The sequence below is a fragment of the Myceligenerans salitolerans genome (genome assembly GCF_017349295.1).
Lineage (GTDB): Bacteria > Actinomycetota > Actinomycetes > Actinomycetales > Cellulomonadaceae > Myceligenerans > Myceligenerans salitolerans.
The window spans coordinates 72,958-99,863 of record NZ_JAFMPK010000024.1; the positions used below are offsets into that span (position 1 = coordinate 72,958).

23 protein-coding genes are annotated in these 26,906 nt (G+C 69.2%); 13 read left to right on the forward strand and 10 right to left on the reverse strand.

The annotated features are described in order from the left end of the window. Positions 1-8 precede the first annotated feature (8 nt). From J0911_RS04385 to J0911_RS04410, 6 genes are read right to left on the reverse strand one after another with little or no spacing between them, the layout of a single operon-like run. Positions 9-2,060, reverse strand: coding sequence for a hypothetical protein (locus J0911_RS04385; protein WP_207274241.1), 2,052 nt, complete (start codon positions 2,058-2,060; stop codon positions 9-11). Beyond that, the gene (locus J0911_RS04390) at positions 2,057-4,588 is read right to left on the reverse strand and encodes an ATP-binding protein (protein WP_207274242.1); all 2,532 of its coding nucleotides are present in this window, start codon (positions 4,586-4,588) and stop codon (positions 2,057-2,059) included. The genes J0911_RS04385 and J0911_RS04390 overlap by 4 nt, the downstream gene beginning before the upstream one ends. Then, positions 4,588-5,205 carry a hypothetical protein gene (locus tag J0911_RS04395; RefSeq protein ID WP_207274243.1) on the reverse strand — a complete coding sequence of 206 codons (618 nt, stop codon included), beginning with the start codon at positions 5,203-5,205 and terminating at the stop codon, positions 4,588-4,590. The genes J0911_RS04390 and J0911_RS04395 overlap by 1 nt, the downstream gene beginning before the upstream one ends. A 28-nt stretch (positions 5,206-5,233) precedes the next feature. Further along, positions 5,234-5,551 carry a hypothetical protein gene (locus J0911_RS04400; protein ID WP_207274244.1) on the reverse strand — a complete coding sequence of 106 codons (318 nt, stop codon included), beginning with the start codon at positions 5,549-5,551 and terminating at the stop codon, positions 5,234-5,236. Positions 5,552-5,565: 14 nt separating this feature from the next. Then, a complete protein-coding gene (locus tag J0911_RS04405) occupies positions 5,566-6,765 on the reverse strand; it encodes a conjugal transfer protein (RefSeq protein WP_207274245.1) in 1,200 nt (399 codons plus the stop codon). Continuing rightward, positions 6,762-7,037: a hypothetical protein gene (locus J0911_RS04410; RefSeq protein WP_207274246.1), complete on the reverse strand. Its 276-nt coding sequence runs from the start codon at positions 7,035-7,037 to the stop codon at positions 6,762-6,764. Before J0911_RS04410 ends, J0911_RS04405 begins: the two co-directional genes overlap by 4 nt. Positions 7,038-7,294: 257 nt before the next feature. On the opposite strand from J0911_RS04410, the gene J0911_RS04415 reads away from it, so the two are divergent. The 12 genes from J0911_RS04415 to J0911_RS04470 all read left to right on the forward strand — a co-directional run bounded on the left by J0911_RS04415 (position 7,295) and on the right by J0911_RS04470 (position 21,351). Next, the gene (locus tag J0911_RS04415; protein WP_207274247.1) at positions 7,295-8,197 is read left to right on the forward strand and encodes a sigma factor; all 903 of its coding nucleotides are present in this window, start codon (positions 7,295-7,297) and stop codon (positions 8,195-8,197) included. 331 nt (positions 8,198-8,528) lie between these two features. Continuing rightward, complete coding sequence (locus tag J0911_RS04420; RefSeq protein ID WP_207274248.1) at positions 8,529-9,380, forward strand: SAF domain-containing protein; 852 nt, start codon at positions 8,529-8,531, stop codon at positions 9,378-9,380. 4 nt (positions 9,381-9,384) lie between these two features. Further along, positions 9,385-10,224: a CpaE/TadZ family protein gene (locus J0911_RS04425; protein ID WP_207274249.1), complete on the forward strand. Its 840-nt coding sequence runs from the start codon at positions 9,385-9,387 to the stop codon at positions 10,222-10,224. Between the two features lie 443 nt (positions 10,225-10,667). Beyond that, positions 10,668-12,062 carry a TadA family conjugal transfer-associated ATPase gene (locus J0911_RS04430; protein ID WP_207274250.1) on the forward strand — a complete coding sequence of 465 codons (1,395 nt, stop codon included), beginning with the start codon at positions 10,668-10,670 and terminating at the stop codon, positions 12,060-12,062. Between the two features lie 37 nt (positions 12,063-12,099). Continuing rightward, a complete protein-coding gene (locus J0911_RS04435; protein WP_207274251.1) occupies positions 12,100-12,981 on the forward strand; it encodes a type II secretion system F family protein in 882 nt (293 codons plus the stop codon). Beyond that, positions 12,978-13,919: a type II secretion system F family protein gene (locus J0911_RS04440; protein ID WP_207274252.1), complete on the forward strand. Its 942-nt coding sequence runs from the start codon at positions 12,978-12,980 to the stop codon at positions 13,917-13,919. The genes J0911_RS04435 and J0911_RS04440 overlap by 4 nt, the downstream gene beginning before the upstream one ends. Positions 13,920-14,080: 161 nt before the next feature. Beyond that, positions 14,081-14,395, forward strand: coding sequence for a hypothetical protein (locus J0911_RS04445; protein WP_207274253.1), 315 nt, complete (start codon positions 14,081-14,083; stop codon positions 14,393-14,395). Beyond that, positions 14,392-14,829 carry a TadE family protein gene (locus J0911_RS04450; RefSeq protein ID WP_307864909.1) on the forward strand — a complete coding sequence of 146 codons (438 nt, stop codon included), beginning with the start codon at positions 14,392-14,394 and terminating at the stop codon, positions 14,827-14,829. Before J0911_RS04445 ends, J0911_RS04450 begins: the two co-directional genes overlap by 4 nt. Further along, entirely contained in the window at positions 14,826-15,308 is a 483-nt protein-coding gene (locus J0911_RS04455; RefSeq protein WP_207274255.1) for a TadE/TadG family type IV pilus assembly protein, read from the forward strand. The genes J0911_RS04450 and J0911_RS04455 overlap by 4 nt, the downstream gene beginning before the upstream one ends. Before the next feature lies 1 nt (position 15,309). Next, entirely contained in the window at positions 15,310-15,765 is a 456-nt protein-coding gene (locus tag J0911_RS04460) for a pilus assembly protein TadG-related protein (protein ID WP_207274256.1), read from the forward strand. Then, positions 15,765-20,243: a LysM peptidoglycan-binding domain-containing protein gene (locus tag J0911_RS04465; RefSeq protein ID WP_207274257.1), complete on the forward strand. Its 4,479-nt coding sequence runs from the start codon at positions 15,765-15,767 to the stop codon at positions 20,241-20,243. The genes J0911_RS04460 and J0911_RS04465 overlap by 1 nt, the downstream gene beginning before the upstream one ends. A 136-nt stretch (positions 20,244-20,379) precedes the next feature. Continuing rightward, on the forward strand, positions 20,380-21,351 hold the full coding sequence (locus J0911_RS04470) for a hypothetical protein (protein WP_207274258.1): 972 nt from the start codon (positions 20,380-20,382) through the stop codon (positions 21,349-21,351). 46 nt (positions 21,352-21,397) lie between these two features. Here J0911_RS04470 and J0911_RS04475 read toward each other — a convergent pair whose 3' ends face one another. Both J0911_RS04475 and J0911_RS04480 read right to left on the reverse strand, forming a co-directional pair. Further along, positions 21,398-22,648: a hypothetical protein gene (locus J0911_RS04475; RefSeq protein ID WP_207274259.1), complete on the reverse strand. Its 1,251-nt coding sequence runs from the start codon at positions 22,646-22,648 to the stop codon at positions 21,398-21,400. 237 nt (positions 22,649-22,885) lie between these two features. Then, complete coding sequence (locus J0911_RS04480) at positions 22,886-23,425, reverse strand: DUF1016 N-terminal domain-containing protein (protein ID WP_207274260.1); 540 nt, start codon at positions 23,423-23,425, stop codon at positions 22,886-22,888. 286 nt (positions 23,426-23,711) lie between these two features. Here J0911_RS04480 and J0911_RS04485 point away from each other — a divergent pair, with 286 nt between their 5' ends. Next, complete coding sequence (locus J0911_RS04485; RefSeq protein WP_207274261.1) at positions 23,712-24,395, forward strand: hypothetical protein; 684 nt, start codon at positions 23,712-23,714, stop codon at positions 24,393-24,395. 1,214 nt (positions 24,396-25,609) lie between these two features. Here the strand turns inward: J0911_RS04485 and J0911_RS04490 are convergent. Further along, positions 25,610-25,933 (reverse strand): hypothetical protein, encoded by a 324-nt coding sequence (locus J0911_RS04490; protein ID WP_207274113.1) that lies wholly within the window; start codon positions 25,931-25,933, stop codon positions 25,610-25,612. A gap of 5 nt (positions 25,934-25,938) precedes the next feature. Further along, complete coding sequence (locus J0911_RS04495; RefSeq protein ID WP_307864893.1) at positions 25,939-26,847, reverse strand: IS5 family transposase; 909 nt, start codon at positions 26,845-26,847, stop codon at positions 25,939-25,941. Between the last annotated feature and the right edge of the window lie 59 nt (positions 26,848-26,906).

Sequence of the window (26,906 nt, forward strand, 5' to 3'; positions counted from 1 at the left end):
GCGGCGCATCAGCGGCCCAGATCTCTCAGATCACGCGAGCTCGGGTAGGACACGACACCGGGCGGAGCTGACCGAGCCTGCCGCGCACCGCGCCCGCCCAGTCGCCGCTCGAGATCTGCCCGGCGCTGGTAGTAGTTGGACATGGCACGCGCGCCGCCGCGGACCGCGCTGCTCACCTTCCTGGCACGCCGGACGAAGCCGAGCGCACGTGACCCGCCGACCGCGGCGGCGGACGAGCCCCCGGTCGCGGCGGCCGCGCCCATCTGCAGGCCGGTGCGCGTCACCGCACGCGACGCGTTCGCCATGCGGTCCCGCAGTTTCTCGGACTCGGTACGTGGTGGCGTCTGGTCCGTGCGCTTGTCGTGCGCGTTGGCGTCGGAACCAGGTTCCTGTGCGCCGACGACGGCCGGCACCTGGTCGCGATCCTGCTCGCGCAGGGTGTTCGCGGCCTCCGACCATTCGCCCGCGGCGCGACCGCCCGTCGGTGCGGGCTCGCGGGCGTCGTCCCCGCCGGCGGGTGCGTCGTCGCCGCCCCGGGTCGCCGAGGCCCCGGCGGCTGCCCCCGCCGCGGCTCCTGCCGCCGCAGCACCGGCTCCCTTGGCGGTCAGGTCCATTCCCGCGGGACCTGCCGCGGCGGGCGCTGCGCCGTCAGCCCCCGCGGCCCCGGACCCGCCGCTCGAACCCGCGGCATCGGAGCCGGCCGCCGGGGCGGGACCGAGGCCGACGCCGGCCCAGTCCTTCGCCTTGTTGTAGCGCTCGGTCCACTTGGCGTGATTGGCCCAGGGCATCGCCTGTGGCTCACCCACTTGTGAGGGCACGCCCGCTGCGGCGAGCTTGTCCGCGAGGTTCCTCAGCCCGGCGCGCACGCTCGTACCCATGAGCACGTAGAACACCGCACCCGCCACGACAAGGGTGTTGAACAGGTACAGCCGGACCAGGAACGGCATGCCGTCGGTGGCGTCGTAGAAGCCGAGAAGCATCTGCATCCATGCGACGAGGAACATCGTCGCCATCGCCACGAGGATGCACCCCAGCCCGATGCTCGCAAACGTCCGGAACAACTGCGCCCGGGTACCGCTCGACACCACACCGACCGGCAGCTGCCACAGCAGCTTGATCGCGGACCAGCCCAGCAGGACGACGGCGAAGAGCGTTCCCCCCACGATCACCACGCTCAGGAGCAGGAACACGAATCCGGTGCTCAACAGGCTCAGGGTGGAGACCACCTTCGGGGCGTCGATCTGCTTCGCGGCCTCGGCGTAGCTGTCGTCGCAGTCACCGATGCGTTCGACCGCGTCGTCCGTCCCGACCGCGTCGGTGTAGGTGCCTTCGCAGCGGGTGTCGTCGATCATCGAGCCGTAGTTGATGATCTGGTGCGGTGTCCGGATGAGGGTGTCGACGAGCTGGCCCTTGAGACCGTCCCGGATCACGGTGGCGTCGCGCTCGAAGGAGGCGCCCTCGGTCGCGAACCCGGTGGCGATGTCCATACCGGCGTCGCGAGACTGCATGATGATGCCGCTCTCGCTCCCGATGGTGCCCATCGGGTTCGCGAGGAAGCCGGTCGCGAGGGCCGCGATGACGCAACCGATGATCAACTCCATGAAGCCGCCTGCGTACCGGCCCTTGAGCAGCCAGAACCCCACCACGAACGCCAGAATGATGAGGGTCAGGCTGAGCAGCCCGATCTGCGAGATCATCGACTGCACGATGAGACTCAGACCGGCCAGCGGCGACAGCACGTAGCCCAGCCAGTCCATGCCGAGCACCCAGTCGAGCACCCAGATCTGGACGGCGACGATGTCGCGGTACCACGACCAGAACATGCCGGCGAGGGTGGAGAAAATCTCGGAGTCCACGTTCATCGGATTCCATGCGGATCCGGTGTCCCACTGCAGGACGAAGCGATCGGTGGAGACGCCGCTCGTGTCCTCGAGCCGGAGGCCGGCGATACCGGCCGATCCGGCGTCGTCGGCCTCCTCGGCGGCGCGAAGGGCGGAACCGACGCCGCCCGTCGTGGGCGGGCCGAACCCGTGGAGGGCGGCAGCGGGCGCAAGAGTCATGAGTGGATCACCGACCCGGTGGAACTGGTGGGTGTCGTCTTGACGGTCGCGGCGCGGTTCGCCACGAGCGGCGCCATCACCTTGGCGCGGCCGTAGCGTGCCTGGAAGTCGCGCACGAGGCACTCACCCCGGCGCTCCTCGGGCACGCCGACCGCCGCGTCCATGACAGGGGCGGTGCCCTCGGTGACCAACTTGACCAGCTGAGGGTCCACCGGGGCGTCAGAGGGAAGCCCGTGCAACCACCGCAGGCCGCGGCGCGCGAGGTTCTCGTCGCGATGGCGGAGCAGCACCCGGAACGGGATGAGGCCCCGCACCACCTCGTTGCCGAAGTCCTCCTCGGCGTCGTGGCTGCCCAGCAGCAGGGCCGCCTTGTGCTTGCGCCCGTCGCGGATGAACATCCCGATCTCCTCGGCAGCCTCCGGGGACGACATCGTCTTGTGCGCCTCGTCCGCGGCGAAGATGTCGAGCCGCGTGCGGTCCTTGAAGCAGCGGTGCCGGGCGAGCGCCGCGATCAGAGCGAACACGGCGCGTCCGAAGACCTTCTCCGCCTTCAGCTCCGCGAACAGGTGGCTGTGCTCCATGTCCGCCTTGGAGGGCAGCTGCAGGCGATTGGTGTGCATCACGATGGCGGGGGAGTCGAGATCGATGGCGGGCAGGCGGTCGTCGAAGACCGCCCTCCCGAAGTCGAGTTCGGAGAAGATCCGCATCTCGTCGGCCAGCGTCCGCGCACCTGCGAGATCGCACTCGCTCTCGAGGTGCCGCGCGAGCGAGCCGAGCGAACTGATCCGGTGACGTTCCATGTAGCTCGGCTGCAGCACCTTCGACAGCAGGACGTTCTGCTCGGACTTGGTCTGCACGCTGAGCAGGACGGTGAGGAACGAACGCGTGACCCGGGGCGCGGTCGCCGAGGGCAGACAGCGCAGGGGGTCGATGGACAGGGTGGCGTCGTCCGCGATCTCCACGACCTGCGACCCGGCGACCTCCGAGACGGCGACCCCCCATTCACCCATGTCCGTGTGGTCCACGGCGATCAGGGTGGCTCCCCGGTCGATGTTGTCGAGCGCCACCGTCTTGAGCCCGACGGACTTGCCGCTGCCGAGCTCGCCGACGAACCCCATCGCCAGGGCGACATCCAACTTGTCCGAGGCGTCGCCCAGATTGACGAAGACAGGGTTCGGCCGTGAGGCGCCGTTGCTGATCTCCAGCGCGAACAATGAGCCGGAACTGTCGCCGAGATCCGTGGTCGCGAACGGAACCGCCGCCGCGAACGAGCGCGCGGTGGTGATCTGCGAGTACTCGCGCACGGCGCGCGGTGTGGGCATCCCGGGCAGGGTGGCGTCGAACAGGGCCGGCTGCACGGTGGGATCGTTGCGGAGCTTGAACTGCATGGCCGCGAAGTACTTGGTCAGGTCGCGGGCGTCGTCGAGCACCTGCTCCGGGTCCGGGCCCGAGACGGTGAACATGGTGGTGGCGTCGACCTCGACCTCGAGTTCGTCGGCATCCATCACCGCCTGGTACTCACCGAGCGCGCGGGCCGTGCTGTCCAGCGACGAACCGGCGCGTTCCTCCTCGGACCGCTGGTCGAACTGGTCGTTCAGCGTCCGGACGGCGCGCCGGTTGCGGCCCGTCACCTCCTCGCGGGACCGCACGGTCATCCGGATCGCCCAGTCGCACGGAACGCTCGACTCGTCCACGCGCCCGATCCACTCGCAGCCCGGGTACACGATGCCGCCGGACGGCGTGTCGCTCACCACCAATGTCGACTGGTACGACGCACGGCCCGCGTTCTCCGGATCGATGACCTTGATGTACGGGCGCTTGAGAATCTGCATGGGGCTCAGCCGCTTGCCGGCATCCGTCTGACCGGCAGGATCGATCAGCGCCCCGGGCAGCACCGAGGCCCCCGTCAGGTGCAGCTCCGCGTCCAGCGACCCGTGCACCGGCACGTCCATGTCCAGCCCCAGGCCGCGCTGCATGGCATGACCGAACATCCACGCCATCTCCGCCACCGACGCCGGCCGCGGATCGAACGCGGACGGCATCTCCTTGCGGAGGATCTCCGCCTGTGCCGCGCGCTCCCCGATCGCGTGCCGGGACGGCACCGCGCGCGGCAGCATCAGCTGGTCCTTCAGCGCGGACCAGCTCGCCTGCAGCGGCTCGAGAACCGCCTTGGCACCTGGATTCGGCAACGGCGCGGCGATCCAGTAGACCCGCCGACCGATCTCGATGTGCTCCAGGAAGTCGAGCGTCGCGTTGCACTCCGCGGCCCAGGCGTCGTGCTCCGCCACGTCCACGCCGTCGACCATCGCCTCCACCACGGAGACCGGGTCGGTCGACGCGACCAGCCCCAGGTGCAGCGACTCCCCACGTAGCGCGCGGTAGAGCGCGGTGTGGTGCCGCCGTGCGGCGTGCTTCTTGTCGTCCGGTTGGTAGGCGTAAGGAATGGGCGAGACCCGCCAGATGGCCCACACGGTCCCGGAGCGGGTCCACATGAGACCGTCGGTCAGGGCGGAGATGTGGCTGAGCATCAGCCGTCCTTCCTGCGGAGCTTGCCGGCGAGGAGCTCGCCGACGCCGGTCAGCGACGCGGTGTCCCGGTCGTCACCATGCACGAGGTCGGTCGGGGTGAGCGGTGGCAGCGGCATCTCACCGGTGCCGGTGGCGACCTCACGCCGGTCGACATCGTCCACCGGCACCAGGTCCGCGCCTGTCCAGCCCCGAGTGCGGGCAAGCATCGCCGCACGGTCACCCTCGGGCAGCAGCACCATGACCCGGTGGTTGATCGTGCGCGGCCGTGGGACGGCAAGGCGTCCACCCGACAGCCGCCCCGGGCTCGTGGTGAGGTTCAGTGCGTCCATCAACCAGGTGGCGGGATTCCGGCCCGTGCTGGGGATCTTGCCGGTGGCCCACACCGTGCCGACCACGATTCCCGCCGCGAGGAGAACGTTCATGAACCCACCGAGATGAGCCCACAAGGGTGCGGTCTTCCACAGCGCGAACCCCACCAGGGCACCCGCGCCGATCTGCGTGATCGTGTAGGGACCGCCCCAGATCCGTCCCCCGCTCGGCATCTTCCCCACCAGCATGGGGATACGCCGAGCCCGGGTGTAGAACTTCGCGGTCTCCAGCTCCGGTTCGTCCACCACGTCCGTCCCCCTCCTGCGCGAGTTCTACCTAGACCGTCGTCGTACTGACGACCGCCGGCATGCTGAACTCGTCGTCCGTCAGCTCCTTCGTGACGTTGATACCACCGTTGACCAGCCAGAGGACGATGCCACCAACGATCGCCGACATGAGGATCGCCGCGATCGACATCTTCGTCTTCACCGCGGTGATGACGACCATGAGGATGACGATCACAAAGGTGACGGACTCGATCGCGACCTTGACCTCCTCGGACTTGACGGTGATCAGGTCGAGGAAGCCCTCCGCACGAACCGTCTGGGCGCTCGCGGCCAGTTCGGGGGCAGCGGTCATGAGCTCTGTGAACATGGTTCCCTCTCCTCTTACTCGGTACCGGACTCGCCGGAACCGGCGACCGGGGTCTCGGTGCGAACGGCCTGGTCCAGGCCGGAAACCTCCCAGCGGCCATCCCGCGCGACGAGCGTCAGGACGTACTGGGCGGTGGTCTTCTCGCCGTCGGGGCGGGTCAGTTCGGCCGTGACGAGGGCGTGCGTGCCCTCGCCGTCGGACGGATCGTCGGAGATCTCGTGCGACCCGCCGATCGACATCACCGACACGGCGGTGTACGGGGGCGGAGTCACCGGCTGGATCGCCGTGCCGGGCCGCAGATAACGGGTGATCTCGCCCTCGCCCGCCACCAGTGCCCCGAGGAACGCGGCGACCGACTCCCCGGCGTCCGACGTGATGGCGATCGTGCGGGGATAGTCGAGTCCTGGGGCGTCGGCCGTCGACGGCCCCGGTACGGGAGCCGGTAGTGCGAGCGCGGCCACCGCGAGTGGCTCGTCCTCGTCCGCCGGTCGCTGCACCGTGACGGGAACCTGGAAGTATCGCCGCACCCACACCAGGACGGGCTCGGGGTTGTCGCCGCCCTCCGCCGAACGCTCTCCGCCGCCGGAGGAGTCGGCCTCGCCCGACTCGTCGTCGGCGACCGGGACGGCCGTACCGGGGGCCGGTTCCGCGACGTCCACGCCGACCGTGACCATCCAGGTCGTGCCACCGGGGGCCGGGTCACCCGCGGTCACGGCCGCCACCGAGCTGTCGCGGATCGTCAGCCCTGTCGCCGGCAGGGTGCCCACCGAAGCCTCGGTCAACGAGGCCACCAGGGCCTGATCGTCCCGATCCGCTCGTAGCCACGTCTCCGTCAGTTCCACGGCGCGCTCGGCGGCGGCCGCGGCGGCGGTCTGATCCGCGCCGGACGTGCCCGAGACAACGGGGGCGGAGTCCGGGCGGAGCGCCGTCCACACGAGCGCGACAGGGCCGGCGGCCAGCGCCAGCACGAGCAGGGCGGTCCATGCCTTCGAGGCGAGCGCGGGTCCTTGCGACCACTCCACCACCTGTGGCGGCGCGGTGGCCCCGGACGGCGGTACCTCGTCAGCACCTGAGGTGATCGGGCCGTTCACCTGCCATGGATTGCCCGACGGCGATGTGCCCGTGTCCTCCACGGCGCGCTGGGGATGCGCCGGGAGGGCCGAAGGGGAGGCCGCGCGCTTCTTGCCTCGCCGCCCGGTCAGGAGCGAACTCATCGCGTGCGCACCTCGTCGGGCAGACCGTTCGAGAGGTCCCGGGACAGCCGGGCCCGGGCGGCCCGGGCGCTGCGGGTACGCGGGTTCTCCAGGGCGTCGGCGATCCTGTGAGCCGTGTCGTCGTTGCCGAGCGGGTCCTGCTTGAGGGCGGCCACCAAGGCGTCGATGACCGGCTTGACCTCCCCGCGGACGGCGTGCACCTCGGCCGTGTCACGCAGGAGCTCCAGGGTCACGTCGTCGTGGTGGAGCTCGGGGGCGGGTTCTTTGCTCATCTCGCTTCTCCCAGTCACCGGTGCGGGTTCGTGCTCTTCGTGCTGTGGGTTCGTCACCTCGAACAAATGGGTCACCAGGTGTTCGTGTGACCAGGAGATTGCCGATCAAGAGGCAAATGTGACCCAGATCACACCAAGTGTAAATCTGCGGGCAACAGTAGCGGGCAACAGTCCTCCGCTGCACTGGGCGACAGGCGCTGACCAGCGCTCCGGCACCGCGCCGCCCGGACAACCGAGGAGTCACGTCCATGCCAGGCATGTCTTCAGCTGCCTCCGGCACGCTCATGACCGAGCTCGATCACGACTGGGCCGATCTCGTCGCGACCCGATCTTTCGCCGAAGAGATCGACCGCTTCAGCCGGCGCTTCCCGCAACTCTCCGGACTGGCCGACGGCCGCGCCGTGCGGTTCACCTCTGACGAGGCCGACCGGGTGCTGCACGCACTCCTGGTCGAGCATGCCGAGGGCAGCTTCGCCGCAGGTCGGGCCGTGCTGCAGTGCATGCTGCCCGCGGTGCGTTCCATCGTGCGGCGTTCCCGCCGCCACTACAGCGACGTGCAGGACCTCGAGCAGGAGGCGGCCGCGGCGATGTGGGACGCGATCTGCCACTACGACCTCGCCCGTGCCGACAAGGTCGCGATGCGGTTGCAGGGCCACACGCTCACCCGGGTGGTGGGAGACCAGGCCCCGTTCGCGCGGGGTACGCGAGCGAGCCGGGCACCACAGGTCGAGGAGATCCCCACCGACGTGACGGTGCTGCCCCACCTCGAACGCCCGGAGCCGGAGGAGCAAGGTCCTGCAGCGGTATATTCGCTGGCCAGCGCGTCGCTCGGGCCCACGGGCGAGGTGCTCGACGTGATCGCGTGGGGCATCGACGCCCGCGTTATCACAAGAGAAGAAGCGTCTCTCCTCGCGCGGGTCTACGCTCCAGATCCAGAGTTGCCCGAGTACGCCGAACTCGGCGCCGGGAGAGGTACATACCAGAAGCGGGTTGCCGACGAGCTCGGCATCTCGCACGCCACACTTCGTCAGCGCGCGAGCCGAGCGGTTCGCCGACTGGCCGAAGCCGTCCGCACCGGGGGTCTGTCTGGGGGATCACCGGACGGGCGGAAGGACGAGGGCCGTGGAACGGCATCGGGAGAACCACTGGGGGGTGCGTGACTCTCGGGGGTTTCCACACCAGCCCCGTCCCTTGGCATGGGGGGTCGTCCGCCTCCAGTCGGCGGCCCCCCATGTCGTGTCATATCGGGCCTCACCGGACCCGGACCTCGCAGCGTCGGGCCCGATGGCCCGGGTGAAGTTCTCGCCGGCCATGTTTGCCCAGGTCAGCGTAGTTGCGCGGTTTACTCGACGTCCAAGGCTTCTCCACAGCATGTGAACCGTGGTTGACCTTCCCTTGCCCGGAGTGATCCGGCTACCGTTCAACCTGCCGGGTTCGCCCGCGTGCATCAGGATTGCCTGCGGGAGTACATGACCGGGAGGGGACGGCAAGTTGAGTAGTGACACGAGCGTCGGTGCGAGACGCACCGGTCCTGGCGGGACCGCGACCCCGGCCACGACCGCTCAGGAAGCGCGCGTCGCAGGCCCCAGGTCTCCCGCGCCGGCGAAACCCACCCGCGCCCGCCGCAGGCCGGCCGTCATCGCGCTCGGCCTGGCTCTGGTCGCTCTGGGCATTCTCGCCTCCGTCTACCTGACCACCACGCTCGGCCGGACGCACAAGGTGCTCGCGGTCACGTCCGAGGTCGCGCGCGGCGACAGGATCAGCTCGAGCAACGTCACCACGGTCGACCTGCCGATGGGTCCCACGGCGCTGAAGCCGGTCGACGCGAGCCTGTTCGACGAGGTCGTCGATCAGGTGGCGACCGTCGACCTGCCCGCGGGATCCCTGCTCACCGAGAAGAGCTACGCGACCGCCCTGGAGCCCGGCGAGGGCAGGTCCATCGTGGGCATCGCCCTGAACCCGAACCAGATGCCCGCCGGAACGACGTTGACCTCCGGGGACCAGGTGCGGATCATCGAGACGCCGGTGAGCGGTGGTGACGCGCCCATCGAGGAGCCCTTCGCGATCCCGGCCACCATCGTCACTCTGACGGACGCGACCGTCGGTGAGCAGAAGGTGGTCGACGTCGAGGTGGCGCGCGGTCAGGCAGCCGCGCTCGCTGCCCGCGCCGCGACCGGGCGGGTGGCTCTCGTCCTCGACGCGGCACAGACCGGCGACGACGCCTCGACCGGAGAGAGCAGCCCGACGAGCCAGAGTTCCCCTGCGGGCGGGACCGCCCCGAGCGGAGGCGCCGGCGCCTCCGGGGCGGCGAACAGCGAGGCTCCGACCGACGGGAACGGGTGATCCCGTGGCCCTCGTCGCACTCGCGAACGCGAAGGGCTCGCCGGGAACGACCACGAGCGCGCTCGTGCTCGCGATCTCGTGGCCCCGGCCGGTCCTGCTCGTGGAAGCAGATCTCGACGGCGCGTCGATCCTCGCCGGGTACTTCCGGGGACAGCTCGCCCACGATCGCGGCCTGAGCCAGCTCGCCATCGCGCACAGCCACGGCGAGCTCGAGACCTCCCTGTGGGACCAGACGCTCGCGCTCGTCCAGAACAACCCGGACAAGAAGCTGCTGCCCGGCATCGTGTCCCCGCACCAGGCGCCGTCGGTCGCGAACCTCTGGGGGGCGCTCGCGAACCAGCTCGTGGCGCTGGAGCGCGGTGGCATGGACGTGCTCGTCGATCTCGGACGCCTGGGCCCGGCCGGACGCGACGATCGTGAGCCGCTGCTACGCCTCGCCGACCAGGTGGTGCTGACCACGGGCTCTCGCCTGCCCGATATCGCGGTCACTCGTGAACTCGTCAGGTCTCGCACGTCGGTGATCGAGGCTGCGGCCCGTGACCTGACGAATCTCGCGGCTCTCACGATCGGGCCGGGACGCCCGTACGACGCCAAGGAGATCGCCAGGACGCTCGGTCTCGGGTCGGTCGGATCGATCGCATGGGATCCGGTGAACGCCGAGGTGCTGTCGGTCGGTTCGCCGACGGGCCGCAAGTGGGGGTCGTCGCCCCTGGTCCGGAGTGCCGGCCCGGTGATCACGGCGATCCAGGAACGCACCGCTGCTCGCCGCGAGCGCTTCTCCACCAGTGCTCCTGCGCGTGGGGTTCCGACGGGCAACGGTGCGATCGGGGGTACGGGGCGATGAACGGGAGGCGCGAGGACCTGGAAAAGCTGCCGATCTTCGGCGGCGACAGGGCCCGGCGGGCCCGGTCGCCGGAGTCCGATCGCCGGCCGCCGGCAGGTTCCACGGAGTCCGAGCACGACGACGTGCGGCCGCCACGGGCCGCGTCGTCCCCGCCCGCCGGTCTGAGCGGAGCGGTCGGCGCGGTGGCCGCGGGACGTCGGCCGGCACCGCCCTCCCGGCCGGCCGACGTGCAACCAGGAGACCGTCGTCCCACCGCCGGGCCCTGGACGGGGGCGACCATTCGACCGGTACCGCAACCGGGCACCAGGTCAACGGCATCGCGGCGTCCGCACGGCCCGGGCGACGAGTCCGCCCGGTCGTCCGCGAGCCCGGCGGCGCCGACCCGGCCGGACGTCTCGCCCGCCGCCGAACTCCCGGCGTCCGTCACCGGGAGCGGAGCCGACGTGTGGGTCGCCGGTGGGCGCCAGGTACGGACGCTGGAGGCCTCGAACCCGGGGGGAGTGCGGGACTCCGAGTTCTGGCGGCAGGTCAACAGCCTGCGAGGGGAGGTCTCGTCGCGCCTCACCAACGCCCTGGCGGCTCGCGAGCTCGACGAGGAGGAGCGCGAGGCCCTCGGCCAGGAGCTCATCCAGCAGGTGGTCCGGGACCACAACGATGCGATGCTCTCGGGCGGACAGCGGCCGTGGACGGCGGAGTACCAGGTCGAGATCACTCGCGCGCTGTTCGACGCGTTGTTCCGGCTCGGCCGCCTGCAGCCGCTGATCGACACGCCGGATGTGGAGAACATCGAGATCACGGGCACACAGCCCGTGCTGATGCTGATGGGTGACGGCCGGCGTGTCTACACGGAGCCCATCGCCGACTCGGACGCCGAGCTGATCGACTTCCTGCAGTTCCTGGCCGCACGGGATCCGGCGAACGAACGCTCGTTCACCCGTGCCAACCCGTTCCTCAACCTGGATCTGCCGGGACGTGTACGACTGGCGGCGGTGGGCTGGGTCGTGCCGGCACCGCGTGTCACGATCCGTCTTCAGCGCCTGCAGTCCGTGGACCTCGGGGTGCTCCGCGGTACCGGCACCGTGGACGCCGTCCTCGAGCAGTTCCTCACCGCGGCGGTGCGCGCGCGCAAGTCGATCGTCGTCTCGGGTCAAGGGCAGGGCTCGGGCAAGACGACCCTCCTGCGCGCGCTGTGCGCGAGCCTCTCGCCGTGGGAGTCGGTCGCCACCATCGAGACCGACTACGAGCTCTACCTGCACCTCGAACCGGAGAAGCACCGCCGCGTCGTCGCGCTCCGCACGCGTGAGGGCTCGGGGGAGATGAACACCGCGGGCCGTCGGGTCGGGGAGATCGACACGAACATCAACGTGTACGAGTCCCTGCGTCACAACATCTCCCGCGTCATCGTCGGCGAGGTCCGTGGGCCGGAGATCGTCTCGATGTTCCAGGCCATGCAGATGGGTAACGGCTCGCTGTCCACCGTGCACGCGGACGGCGCCCGTGACGTCGTCGAACGCCTCGTGGGCATGGCGGTGCAGGACAGCACCCTCAGCGAGACCTACGCATACCGGCAGGTGGCCCAGTCGATCGATCTCATCGTGTTCCTGCGGGTCGACATCGATCCGGCGACCGGGCTCCGTACCCGTTACGTCTCGGAGGTCATCGAGGTCACCCGGGGCGAGGCAGGGAACCCGGTCGCCGTGACCGACGTGTTCCGCCCGGGACCTGACGGACGTGCGGTCCCCGCACACACGCCGTCGTTCCTGGCCGATCTGGAGACGGTCGGCTTCGACCCGAACCTGCTCAACTTCCACGACGGTCTCTGGGGGGTCACACCGTGATGGACCACGCGGAACGGCGGCAGAGGGGAGACGGCCGATGACAACGTTTCTCGCGGTCGTGGCCGGTCTCGCGGTCGGCGTCGGGGCCTGGCTCGTCGTCGTCGGCCTGCTGAGACGGGAGGTGGTTCCGCGACCGCCGTCGTCCACGGGGAAGCCGTTCGAAGGGTTGCTTCGTCTGATCGGACTCGACGAGGGCGGGCCGCTGTACGCGCAGCGTCGAACGGTGCTCGTCAGCGCAGGTTCCGGGTTCGTCGTCGGGATCTTCACCGGATGGTGGTCACTGACCGTGATCGTGCCGGTCATGGTGGTCGGCCTCCCGGCACTGTTCCGCACCACGACGCAGTCCAGCGAGGTCGAGAAGCTCATCGACCTGACCGCATGGGTGCGCTCGCTGATCGGTGTGCTGAGTGGTGGCGCCGTCGGACTGGAGCAGGGCATCGCGGCGACGCTGTCGTCGGCCGCACCGTCGGTGCGGCCCGCGCTGGCCCGCCTGGTCGCGCGCCTGGAGGCGCGGCAGCCGATCAAGCCCGCGCTCTACCGATGGGCCGACGAGATGGACGACTACTCGGCCGACATGATCGCCTCGGCGCTGATCCTCGAGTCCGACAACCGCACGGGTGCGGTGGCTCCCGCGCTCAAGCAGCTCGCGGAGTCCCTGTCGGCGCAGGCGCGCGCCCGCCGCGAGATCGAGACGGAGCGGGCGACCGGCCGCGCCACGGTCCGTTGGGTGACGGTGGTGACGCTCGTCGTGCTCGGTGGTACCGCGATGACGGGATACCTGGACGGGTACGACTCCGCCGTCGGACAGATCGTCGCGGTCGCGTTGTTCTCGGCGTACTGCGGCTGTCTGCTGTGGATGCGGCGCATCTCCATGGGCCAGCCGATCCCGCGCTTCCTCCCGCACGAAGGAGGCGCATGATGTTCCTCGGCGGTATCTGGCCGGCCGCTGTCGCCGGCGCCGTGGCCGGTCTCGGGCTCTGGCTCGTGATCCGTGCGCTCGTGCCGACGCAGCCGGGGTTGCAGTCGGCACTCGACCGCCTGAGCGGCGAGGACAAACTCGCGTCGATCGAGCTGTCGGACGACGGCGGCTCCGGCTCGAGCCGCACTGAACAGGTGACCCAGCAGTTCGGGGCATGGGCGCAGCGCCGGCTGCCGTTGCCGTTGCTGACGCGCGCGGGGCCGAGCGCGGCCGACCTGGATCTCATCGGGAAGACGGCGACCGAGCACTACGGGGCCAAGGCGCTCGGGGCGGTGGTCGTCCTGGTCGGTGTGCCGTTCATCGGGCTGATGGCGAGCATGCTGAACCTCGGGCTGCCGGTCGGCCTGCCGTTCGGGGCGGCACTCGTCCTGGCGACCGGTGCGTGGTTCCTCCCGGACCTGGAGGCGCGCGGCAAGGCGCGCAAGGCTCGGCAGGAGTTCACCCGGGCGGTGTCGACCTATCTGGAACTGCTGGCGATCGAGCGGATCTCCGGGGCGGGAGCCACACAGGCGACGTTCGCGGCGGCACAGGTCGCCGAGTCCTGGCCGTTCCGCCGGATCGCCGAGGCGCTGGAACGTGGGCGCTGGGAGGGTGAGCCGCCGTGGACCGCGCTGCGGGAACTGGGAAGGGAGGTCGAGGTCGACGCCCTGGGTGAGGTCGCGTCCATCGTCGAACTGGCCGGCACGCAGGGCTCGGCCATCCGCGATCAGCTGCAGTCCAAGGCCGCGGCCATGCGTGACGCACAGCTCGACGTCGAGCAGCAGATCGCTCACGACGCGACCGTCCGGATGACCGTGCCGGGCACGCTGACGGTGTTCGTCTACTTCATCATGCTGATCTTCCCGATCGGCGTGACCATGTTCGAGCAACTTCCATGACGGACGCCGTCGCGTGGGTATGACGCCGAAGGCGAACAGCAGGCGGCAGATCGTGCACGGGACTTCACAGCCGCGGAATTTCCGCGAAGACTCGTGTCGCACGTGTCACACGAACCCGATCTTGCCCATTTGTTGATTTCGAGAGCACCCCAGGAGTAGCCATGTCCACTGAACTGCACCAGGCGGGCCGACGAGTCGGCGCGGCGGCGTCGGGCGTTGTCGTCCGGGCGCATCTGCGCGCGAACGAAGCGCGCGGGCTGATGAGCCGGGCTTCGGTGCGGCTCGCGGAGCGACGGTCCGAGCTGCGCACCCGTCTCGCCGCACGTCGCCAGGGCCTGCCCGAGGAGGCGGGCCTCGAGTCGATCGAGGTCGTCGTGCTGTCCGTGGTCGGGCTCGGGATCGCGGTCGGTCTGGGCATCGCGATCCAGGGACTCGTCGAGCGCTACATGGCACGGCTGGAGGAGGGCGGTCCGTGACAGATGGGCGCACGTTCCGACTGACGCGTCACCGTGTCCCAGCCGATTCACCGGCGGCTGGGGAGCGCGGCGTCGCCTCCATCCAGACGGTGATCACCTACCCCGTGGTGCTGCTGCTCGTTTTCGGCATGGTTCAGGGCGTGATCTACTTCCACGCGCAGAACGTGGCGCGTTCCGTCGCCAACGGAGCGGTGCAGGCGGCCCGTCTCGAAACAGGTACGGTCGCCGACGGCTACGCGGAGGCGGCCGCGCGGCTCGACCGGGGGCGTGATGTGTTCGCGTCCGTGGACGTCGTGGTGGAACGTGGTGAGGAGGTCGCCACGGCGACCGTGGTGGGCCTCGCCCCGTCACTGGTTCCCGGCTTCCGAGGACTCCGCGTGGAGCAGACCGCCACCGGGCCCGTCGAGCGCTTCACCCCGGCGGTGAACCCATGAGGTCGAGCGGTGCGTCCCGGCCCGGGCCGGTCCTGCGAAGCGTTCCGCGGGTGCGGGGTGCGACCGCCGAGCGCGGCAACGTGGCCATCAACACCGCCGTCGTCTTTCCGATGGTCCTGCTCATCGCCTTGCTCCTGCTGATGGCCGGGCGGATGGTGCTGGCACAGGGAGCCGTCCAGTCCGCGGCGAACGAGGCGGCACGGTCGGCCTCGATCAGCCGCACCGCCGCGGCCGCGCACGTCTCGGCGTCCCAGACCGCGCTCAGCACGCTGAACAACTCGGGCATCTCCTGCTCCTCCACGACGGTCTCGCCCGGTCTCGATGCCTTCACCCTGCCTCTCGGCACGGTGGGTGAGGTCCAGGTCGAGGTGTCGTGTGTCGTCCCGCTCTCGGATCTCGGGCTCCCCGGTGCCCCGGGCGCCCGCGAGATGCGTGCGACCGGAACCTCGGTGCTCGACGCCTACCGGGGAAGGGGCTGACATGAGGACACCAACCCTCCACCGTCGCCAGGCCCTCTCGAGCGACGCGCCGCAGCGGGGTGAGGTCAACATCCTCGTCGCGGGGCTCATCCCCGCACTGATCATCGCCATCGGCCTGGTCGTCGACGGCGGTGGACGGCTCCAGGCGGCCGACCACGCCCAGTACGCCGCGGAGCAGGCAGCGCGTGCCGGCGCCCAGGAGCAGGACATCTCCGAGGCGCAGTACGGCCGGCCACCCACGCTCGACGAGGCCGCCGCCATCGCCGCCGCCGAGTCCCATCTCGCGGCGGCCGGTGTCTCCGGCCAGGTCGATCACGTCCAGGGCGCGTCCATCGCCGTTCGTGCCACCGTCACCTACGAAACGAAGTTCCTTGCCCTGATCGGCATCCGCTCACTCACCGCGGAGGGATCCGCGGAAGCCAGAGCCGTGCGCGGTATCACCCAGGAGGGATCCTGATGAGCACCACGACTGAACGCAAGGCAGCGGCAACTCCGTCCGGAACACCCGGCGGCACGTCCCCGCAAGGGCCCGCTCCCGGCGCAGGTGGCCTGGCCGGTCGCGTCGTCCGCGGGGTGCTGTCCGTGGCCCTGCTGCTGGTGCTCGTGGTCGGTATCCCGATCGGGCTGTGGACGTTCGGCGTACCGCTGCTCGGCGGGGAGTTGTCGTGGGACAGGTTCATCTCCGTGATGTCCGCCCCGGACGTCAGCGGCGAGGTCACGCTCAGCCTGGTGACGGTGGTGGGCTGGCTCGGATGGGCGACCTTCGCCGTGGCCGTGCTGGTGGAGTTCGTCGCGGTGATCCGCGGGGTGAAGGCTCCGCGCCTGCGTGGCCTGGGGCTGCAGCAGAGGCTCGCTTCGGTGCTGGTCGGCGCGGTGGTGGCGTTGGTGCTCGCCACGCCGGCCGGGGGCGAGGCGGTGGCGAGCTCGCAGGTGATCGATCCGGTCGACGGACAGTCCTCGGACCCGGTCGCGAGCAGTGTGCTCGAGTCGGTGCCAGGCGGGGTGGCGACACCCGGTACCGCCTCCGGGGAAATGCCCGTGGCGAGCCCGGACCGCCAGGGCAGCCTTCCCGAGGCCGGGCAGAGCTCCTCGGCGATCAAGGTCACCAAGACCCGGGCCGAGACGAAGGCGGAGAGCGCGCGGACGTCGTCGGACGCCCATCCCAAGACCTACACGGTGCAGCCGGGCGACTCCCTCTGGCGTATCGCGCAGGAGACGCTGGGCGACGGCACGCGGTTCAAGGAGATCGCCCACCTCAACTACGGGACACAGCAGGACGACGGGCGCGCGCTCGACGGATCCCACTGGGTCCGGCCCGGCTGGGTACTGACACTGCCGGACGACGCCTCGGGGCCGTCCGTGCACCAGGTCGCCGACGTGTCGCAGGCCTCCGAGACGGTGGCGATCTCCGAGGTGAGGCCTGCTGGGTCCAGTGAGGTGACCGTGGAACGGGGCGACACCCTCTGGGAGATCGCCGAGGAGGAGCTCGGCGACGGGACAAGGTACCCCGACCTGTACGAGGCATCCCGCTCGACGACTCAGCCCGATGGCCGAAAGCTCACCGACCCGGACCTGATCTACCCGGGCTGGCGGGTCACGGTCCCGGGTACCGACGAGGCGGAGAAGCCGGTGCCGGACGTCGAACCGGCACCCGGACACGACACCGAGGAATCGACGGCAGACTCCGGCGAGAGCGCGGACGAGCAGGAGTCCGGCGGGAGCAGTGGCGAGGCGAGCGCTCCGGGAGGCGACGCGGCCGACAGCGAAAGCGCGGACGACCCGGCCGAGTCCGCGGCTTCCGACGACAGCACCCCGCAGGGCGAGGCGTCCGAGGACGCCGCCTCCGGAGAAGCTGCCACGGACGACGGCGACGGCGAGCGGATGGCCGAACGGGTCGAGGAGCCCGTGGACGACGTCACCGCCGGCGACCCGGCCCCGTCGGACGAGGTCCCTGCCGACCAACCGGCCGACTCGGCCGCTCAGGAAGCCGGCGACGATGCCACGGCCGGCGAGGACGTCACCGAACCGCTCCCACGCGGCGCACTGCGTGGCGAGAAGGACACCACCCCGGCGGTGAACGATCGGCCAGGCGCGGACGACGACGGCTCTTCGGCCTCGAACACCGAGACCGCCACCGAGAACGAGGCGCCAGCGCTCGACGAAGTCGATGAGTCGGATACCGAGACACCTGAGATCGAGGAGTCCGCACCCGCCACGGAGAAAACTGCCGGCGAGGACACCCCCTCGGACGACGACACCTCCGTCGCAGCCGTTCCTCCAGGTGGCGCAGCCGCGAACACCTCGAGCCCGGACAGCGACGAGGGACCCGGCGAAGGCCGGGACGGGCCCGAGCCCCCCGGCGCGACGACCGGCGACTCCACCGACGTGCCCGGGTACCAGAAGGTCACGCCCGACGACCTGGCGGTCGAACCGCACCTCGAACCCGGTGCCGGGACATCCCCTGACATCGCGGAGTCCGCACCTGCGCTCGCCGACGGTCAAGGCTCGGTCAGCGTCGCCGCGCCCGATTCCTCTGCCGCGGCGTCCGCCGCCGCTCAACCCGAACCGGCCATCAGCGCTGCGCTGGTCGACGCCAGCCTCTCCGACGAACTCCTCGAAGCCTTTGACGTCCGCACCACGGCAGGAGTGGGCGGGCTCCTCGCCGCCGGAATCCTGACCCTGCTCGCCGCGCGCCGTGACCGTGCGCGCCGTCGGCGCAGGCCCGGCCAGCGGATCTCGCTCCCGACGCCCGGATCACCCTCGGCGGAACTCGAGACCGATTTGCGCGCCGTAGCCGACAAGCTCGGACGCGAACAGGTCGACATCGCACTGCGAACTCTCGCCGGCTGGCACCGCGAGAGAGGCCTCGCGCTCCCTGGCGTCCGCGTCGCGCGACTCAAGTCCGGCGAGTTCATCGAGCTCTACCTCGACCGGGCGGCCGAACTGCCGCCCCCGTGGGTCAGCACCACCGACCGTTACGTCTGGCAGCTCCCGGCGGGCGAGAACCCGGCCGTGGCAAGCGATAAGGCGACCCCGGACCTCATGGAGTCGCCCTACCCGTCACTCGTCACCCTGGGGCACGACGACGAGAACGCCCATCTGATGGTCGATCTCGAGAACGTGGGCTGCCTGGACATTCGCGGTAGTGACGCCGGTGCGCAGGCGACCCTCGCGGCGCTCGCCGTGGAGCTGGCGACGTCCCTGTGGGCGGACGACCTCCAGGTCACCGTGGTCGGGGCCCTCAGCGACCTGCCCGGCGTCGTCGACACCGGCCGGATCCGGCACGTTCCATCGGTGGCGGGCATCGTGCGGGAGCTCGAGGCGCGTGCGGCGGACGTCGACCGCACGCTCGCCCAGGTCGGGGCGGCAGACCTGTCCGATGCCCGCGGCCGTGGCCTCGCCATGGACGCGTGGACGCCGGAGATCCTGCTGGTCGGGGAGTCCCTCGCAGCCGCGGAGCGTACGCGGCTGGAAGGTTTGGTCGAGCGCGTCCCGGGTGTCGGCATCGCGGCGGTGACGTCGTGTGCCGAGATCGGCGAGTGGATGCTCGACCTGAGCGGTGAGCTGACGGGTGGCGACAAGTCGCGCGGCGTTCTGGTGCCCGCCTACATCGCCGTGCGCCCGCAGCAGCTCGATGCCGAGACCTACGTTCAGGCGCTGGAGCTGCTCGGTGACCCGGAGCCGGTCGCCGGCCCGGCCTGGGCGCGCAACCTTGCTCCGGGGGAGCCGGAGCTGGTCGAGCCGGAGGCGTTGCCGGACTACGACGAGATGGCCCGGACGGGCGCAGACGTGGACGCGGAAGCTGTTGCAGAGGATGTCGTGGAGGCTCCGGTGGGGGAGAAGGTTGCGGTCGAGGTCGGTGTAGGAACCGGAGGGGGTGCGGTCGTGCGGCCCGCGTCAGGTTCGGCCAGGTCCGTCCCGATGGATCTGGCCGGAGACGCGAATGCTTCCGACGTCGCGGCAGCACCGGTGACGCCTGTCGCTCCGGCCGGACCGGTAGTCCCGTTGCAGGAGGGACCGGACGGCTGGAACGACGACGCGAACCCTTGGACGAGGACACTCGGCGAGGACGAGGCCCCGGTCGATGACAACGGGACCCTTGACACCCCGCCCGCCACGGCCGTCGTCGTGCACGATGATCTGGAGGCCCCGGAGGCGCCACACCCTGCGCGAACGCCGGTGGTGCGAGTGCTCGGGACCGTGGAGCTGGCCGGGTGTGCCGGGACGGACCTGCCGGCCAGTCACCAGCGGCAGGCCATGGAACTCGTGGCATTCCTGGCGTTCAATCCCGGAGCTCGCGGATCGGACATCTCGCGCGCATTGTGGCCTTCGCGTGACCCCAACCTCGCGACACGGCGCAGCGCGGTGTCCCGAGCGCGACGCTGGCTCGGCACGGACGCCTACGGCTTCGAGTACCTGCCGCGGTACTGGTCCACGGACGACGGATCCCAGGTGGATCAGGAGAAGGCCGGCTATCGGCTGCGTGGTGTGACGACCGACTGGGACCTGTTCTGCGAGCTGGTTGGACCGGACCTGACGGCGACACCCCTCGACGACCTGCGGCGCGCGCTCGAACTGGTGCGCGGCGTGCCTTTCCAGGACACGCCACCCCGCAAGTACGTGTGGGCCGAGGTGCTGATGCAGGAGATGGCCGCCGGCGTGGTGGACGTGGCGCACGAGGTGTCTCGTCGGGCACTCGCCGAGGGAGACCTGGGTCTCGCGCGCGAGGCGTCACGCGTGGGGCGGATCGCCGACCCGGCTGACGAACGCTCATGGCGGAACTCGATCCGTACGGAATACGCGAGCGGCCGGATGGACGCAGCCGGTCGCTTGATCGACCGGCTTCGTGATCACCTCGAGCAGCTCGACATGGAGCCCGAGCCGGAGACGGAAGAACTGATCAGTGAGATCGATGCGGCGGGCAAGAACCACTGAGCCGACGGGGTGCCCTACTCGCAAGGGTGGCCGTTCGGCCGGGGAGCTCTCCCCATCGTGCTCATGTGCCGTCCGTGTCACACTCCCTGAACCGGGTCCGTAGTCGGCGGCCCGGGTCCCGGCGCGGAGGCGAACGATGAAGAAGCTGCTCGGCAGGCTGACGGCGGTGGCCGGCGTGACCGCGATGATCACCGCGGGAGTGGTCGCCGCACCGCAGGACAAGGTGCCGACTCTGGCGACCGCATCGGCGATCGCCTGTCAGAGCGGCGGCGACAACTGGGCGTCACCCACCTACACGAACACGTTCACGGGGCGGGTCGACGGCGACCACTACCTGACCAACTACGTACCGCAGGCGATTGCCACCTGGCACAACTGGAACGGTGGTACGCAGGACCTTCTCCTCGTCACGATGTACCGCAAGAACGGCGGCAACAGCCTCGTGTACGCGATGACGTCGGGTGGCAAGGTCGTCGGCGGCTTCAAGATCAAGGAGACTCACGCCGGGGGCATGGCGATCCGGGGCAACTACATCTACATCACGGACGCGGACAACACGAAGGTCCGGCGCTACTCGAAGGCCTCCGTCCGGAACGCCGTGGCGCAGCGGAGAACCGGTGCGGCCAACATGCCGTACGTGGCCTACTACGGCACACTGCAGAGCCTCGGCTATGCCGCGAGTTTCATGTACGCGTACAACGGCAAGCTGTACGCCGGGAAGTTCAACTCATCCTCGCGTGACTGGATGTACCGGTACGACTTCGGTACCGACGGCAGGCTCTCGCGTGACACCTCGTGGGCGCGCAGGCAGGTCCCGCTCAAGACCCAAGGGCTCGTGGTCCGGAAGCACCGCTACTTCTTCTCGACGTCCTGGGGCCGGGGCAATCGTTCCAACGTCTATGTCACCACGAGGGACTACACGACCAACTTCGAGAGCCAGGCCCGGTCGCGTTGCTTCCAGGCCCCGCCCATGGCCGAGGGCATGGCGGTCTACGGCGGGAAGGTCCACCTGCTGTTCGAAAGTGGTGCGTCGAAGTACGACGGCAGCAAGTGGCGGACGAAGAAGGTGCACGTGGGCTCCGCGTCGAGACTTGCCGGTCTGGTGTGACCGCAGCGCTCAGGATCGCAGGACACGAAGGCGGTGGCGGGAGCCGTCACGGATCGACCACGGAGAGCTCCGTTCCCGTGAGATGCCAGGTGCGCCCGTCGTGGACGGCGACGTAGAAGACGTCATGCCCGGCTGGCAGGCCGGCGGTGTCGAGGTCTGCTGTTCGCCTGCCGATCTCGTCAGGCTCGCTGAGGTCTGCCGAGACAGATCGGCCTGTGACTGGATTCACCGGAATCAACCCCGCGTGGATCCCGCCGCCGCGAACGGTCGCCGTCACGACGTCGCCCCGTTGCACCCGGCCACCACTCAGGCTGACGTCGTACGGGTGCCCAGGTGCGTCCGCAGCGGGGAGCACCTCGAATGCGGCCCATGCGACCGCATCCGCTTCGGGATCCGTCGAAGCCACCACTTCCACCGTGTACATACCCGGCTCCATGTGCGGCGGGGCGGCGAGCCACTGCGAGTCACTCCCGTCGACAGCGGTACTCGTCCACGTCCCCATATCGCGCCCGCCGGACCCGCGCACCTTCCAGATCACCGCACCGCGTGTCGGCAGGTTGTGGACCGAGATCCGTGTGATGCGCTCCTGGTGCACCTTCGCGACACCGTCGCGGAAGTGGAGGTATGGGCCAGACGGCGGTGGTGAGACCGTCGTTCCGTCGGTGAACCAGCCATCACCAGTGTTGAGGAAGATCACTCGCTCGCCTCCGTCGAGATCACCGGGGCTGATCGGAATGCTCGAGTGCCCGTCGTGGTCGGCATGGAAGCGAGCGACGTGCGACAGCCTCGAGATTCCGCCGTGGCCGAGTGCGAGCTGCGCGGGCGACCCGGAGGGCAGGCCCGACACGTGGACCGCCGATGTCCCGCCGGGTTTCCGCTCCGTGGTGAGTTCCACCGAGAGCGGCGGTGCCTCGTCTGCTGGGAGGACATGGATCGTGGCAGTTGCGACGCTGCCGGTGTCGTCGTCGGTGATCGTCAGGGTATGGGCACCGGGAGCGACGGTCGGCGCCGGAGTGAGTTGGCGGTATGCGGTGCCGTCATCGTCGGCACGGCCGCTGTCGGTCGAGGCGACGCCGTCGTTCGCGTCCAGCAGCTGCCATGTGAGCTTTCCGCGTGGTGTGAAACCGGAAGCTACGATCCCGATGGTGCGGTTCTGGTGGACGCTCGTGGAATCAAGGTGCGTGACCGGAGAGGCGCCGCTGGGCACCGCAGCGCCCGGGGTCGTGAGGGCAAGTCCCGCCGTCGTGAAGAAGGCGCTGACAAGGCCCGCGGACAGGCGACGAGTCCACGAGGGCACGGAACGTATCGCAGTGCGCAAGACATACTCCCATCGGTGGGTAGCCACTGCTGGGTGTGGCCGGGCAGGGGAGCACGTGAGACGACTCAAACACGACTGGCCGTTGTGGGCATCCGGGAGGCCGACGGCGGCGGGCCGTGGCGGGACGACACGGTCCCTGACCGGCCCGCTCGCCGTAGGCCTACCTGGTATGCACCGACGTACTCGCTCCGGTGGACAAGCCGTCCATGTGCCCGTTCATGCCGACTGCATCTCGAACCCATGGCCGCCGACGACCCTCCGGTCGACGAGGCACTCCGTCAGCCGACGGCGCGGCTCGTGCTCGATGGCGTGAGCGAGGGTAGCCGGCGACCAACCGTGTTTGACCGCCTTGGCGGCGTACCGGTCCCTGCCCTCGCGGGTGTCGAGCCGATCGAGCAGCACGGTGATGTGCTCCCACGGCAGTAGACCGATTGCTCCCCGCGCGATGGCGTCGGAGTCGGGCCAGGCCTCGGCGAACTGCCGCATGTGCAGGACGTCGGCCGGCGTCCAGCCCTTGGCTGTGAAGTCCCGGTGCACGTCTTCGGAGATCCGCTCGGCCGCCTTGGTGCCCCAGCCGAACTTGCCGTCGTGTTCGATCAGTTCCTTCCCGGTGCGCCAGTAGACCAGCAGGAGCTCGACGTTCGCTGCTTGAGCAGCTCGCAGCCGGCCCTCGCGCAGCCGGTTGCGGAGTGTCTCGTAGAACTCCGTGTACCCGACGGGTTCCACGGCGGCGGGGTGGGTGGTCGTCATCGTCATGCGGTAATCGTCATAGCAATCTAGCCCGGTCGCATCTTGGGTGCCGATCTGCAACTATCGCTGTGGATAACTGTGAGATGATGCTTTTCCGTGAGCTGGCGGCTCCACCTTGGTGCGGCACGTCCGCTCTTGGCGAGATGTTGTGAAGTATCACGCCTTACCTATTGCCTGGCATCGACCTCCTACTGGACCCTGTACAAGGTGTCCGGTGGCGCGTTCGCGTCAGACACGGACACTAGGTCTAGAAACGCCGACAAGTCCCCCGATCCCAGCCGGAGGCCTCAGGATGTCGAACAGCTTCAGTGCGCCGCTGCGCGTAGGCGCGGTGGCGCTGGGCTTGGTCGCGTTGGTTGCGGTTGGCCTGGTTGTCGCGTACGGCCCTGGCGAGGGCCGATGGATCCAGGGGGCACTCGGCGCCAGCCCGACGAGGTCCGCCTCCCCGGAGCCGTCCCCCTCGGTCACGCCCACGGCGGCGGATACCGAGGAGCCATCGCCTGCGGGCTCACCGTCGCCGAGCACCGCCGCGCAGATCAAGGCAAAGAACATTGCGGATGCCAAGGCGTCGCTTGTCGAGTACTACGCAATACAGGCGAAGGTGGCCAATAATGGTTATCAGAAGTGGGAGCGGGATCTGGGCCCGTTCTGGGGGACGCAGCGTGCCTGGCAAGCTATGACATCAGTCTATGAGCAAAGTAGGCAGGACGGAATTTACACAGAAGGCGCCGCTGCGGTGATAAGTATGCAGGCTAGAGGGTATACGCCTGCTAAAGCAGGATTTGAGGAAGTCATAGTCGACGCTTGCGTCGATTTTTCTACGGTTAAAACGTTCGATGGTGAAGGCAATCTTATTCCTCGGGATGCTTCGGTGCCGAGCCGTTATGTCCTCACCTACAAGATGCGTAATCAAGGTGGCAAAGGTCGCGAATGGGCATTGATCTCAGAAGCGCGCAATCAGGAGCGAGCATGCTAGCCAGGGTCGTCGCTACGGTCTTTGTCGCGGTGCTAGTTGCCGTCGGATCGGAGCTACCTGCAGTTGCGGACCCACCACCAGGCTGTCATGAGGTGACGCTTCCGGACGGGACGGTAAGAGTGGTTTGTGATAGGCCGGGTGATCCTGGTGGCGGCAGAGACCCTGGCGATCCGGGGGGAGGTGCGGAAGGGCGAACCTGTGAGTTCGAAAACCGCCAGATTCCTTGCTCTTCGGAGTACGGGTCGTGGAATGGTCGGTGTTATGTTCGAGTTGCTGCCGATCAGCCGCCGAAGAGCGAGCCGGTTTGGGAAGGTAATGAATCGGGTGTCATCATTGAATGCACCCCATACGAGTGTGCTGTAGACGGTGTCAATTGCGAGCGGACGACTTACGAGTGGGCTCCGAACCCTCCAGATACCCCTCAGATTTCGCCTGAGCAGCTGGCTCAACGCGCAGTCGCAGCCATGAACCTCGCCACGGGGAGCATCGGAAGCACTCCGCCACCCGCGACTGGCAACGATGCGATGGGACAGCTCGGTCTGCCGATCTGGTTGTGGGTTTCGAACCCCGCGGAAAACACGACGGGCCCAATTACGCGGACGGCGGCTGACGGAGGCTTGTCAGTGCGCGCCACCGGCACACTCTCTCGCACGGAGTGGGTGATCAGTCGCAATGGGCAGGCGCTAGCGACCGTCACCTGCCGCGGCGCGGATGCTGCTGGCACGCCATATGACGGGCGCGACTCAAAGCTTCCGAGTCCTACGTGCGGGTTCCCGGCGAGCTTCAACGCCTACCCAGGGAACCTCACGCTGACAGCCACGGCCTACTGGACTGTGACATGGCAGGGCGGTGACCAGAACGGCACGATCGACGTCACTTCACAACCGAGAAGCACCGCGATCCGGATCGGTGAGACGCAGACGATCCTGGACTGATCTCGAGACTTGCGCGGTGAAGCAAGCAGCCCACGGCCTCGGAAGCAAGGGGGAATGCCGAGGCCGTGGGCTACGTGAACAACCTAGCGCCTTCGAGGGCGTCGAGGTAAATCGCAGCCAGCATTGGTCAGAACGCGTAAACGGGGACTCATGCGGGACGCCAAGCCCGATGGCCTCGCGATGCCGTCGTATGGCCCGCTGAGGAGCGATGCCTGTGGTCACCCGGGGTATGGGCGACCGCCCTGCGCCTCTATCGGTTAGGACCTGTTTCGGAAGTGGCTAGCGGTGGCTGATCCAGTCCAGGACGTGTGTGGTGATGGTGGTGTGGTCGGCCTCGGTGGTGGTGGCCTGTTCGCCGGTGGCGGCGTCGCGGTGTTCGATCTCGTAGCCGCCGAATGCTCCGGGGCGGGTGTGGACCGAGATCGACCAGTCGACATCCTCGTCCTCGGGATAGATCACGAAGAACGTGTTGTCGCCTGTGTTCAGGTCGGCGAGCATGTGCAGGATCTCGACGTGTCCGGGGTCCTCGACGTAGCCGCCGTCCTCGGTGTCGGCGTAGCAGGCCGGCCGGTTGGATAGCCAGGACGGGAGTGAGTCGTTCACACAGGTCAGGATGCCAGTGGTTGGCCTGCCCGGACTACGGCGTCGATCCAGTCGTCGATCGCGGCGACCTTCACGGTTGCCTCGTAGCGGACCTGGAGCTTGTCGAACCTCGTGGCCACTGCCCGGTGGCGTTTGAGGCGGTTGAACATGCACTCCACTGCGTGGCGCTTCTTGTAGTCGGCGTAGTCGACCTTCGGCGGACGCCCGCCGGCCGAGCCCTTCTTCAGCCGGTTGGCCTGGTGGTCCTTCTTCTCCGGGATCGTCGCGCGGATCCCACGACGACGCAGCAGCCGGCGGTTGCCCGCCGAGGCATACGCCTTGTCCCCACGCACCCGGTCCGGACGAGTCCGCGGACGACCGATCCCGCCGGGCCGGGCGACCCTGATCGTGTCCAGCACTGGCCCAAACTGCGGGCTGTCGCCCCGCTGCCCGCCGGTCACGATCATCCCCATGAGCTTCTGCCCCTGCTCACAGGCGGCATGCAGCTTCGTGGTCCACCCGCCCCGCGATCGGCCCAGCCCGTGATCGGCAGGCTCGGCCCCAGGCGACTCCTTCTGCGCTGCAGGGTCCCGCCGGGCACCGGCGGCGTGTTGATGCGCCCGGGCGATCGTGGAGTCGATCGACACCTCCCAGCAGACCTGCCCGCAGGCGTCGGCCAGCGTCCGTAACGCGTCCAGCACCCGGTCCCACACGCCCTCGCGCTGGTAGCGGCGAAACACTCGGTACAGGCTCGACCACGGCCCATACCGTTCGGGCACGTCCCGCCACGGACACCCCGCCCGGACCCGGTGCCGGATCCCGTCGACCTGCCGACGCAGGTTCCGCGCCGGTCGCCCGCACGACGCCACAGGCAGCAGCGGCTCAACCACCGCCCACGCCTCATCGCTCAGATCATGCCGCCCCGCCGCATCCACCACGGACCCGCAGCATGCCGAACCCGCAGGTCACACACCACTTCCGAAACAGGGCCTAG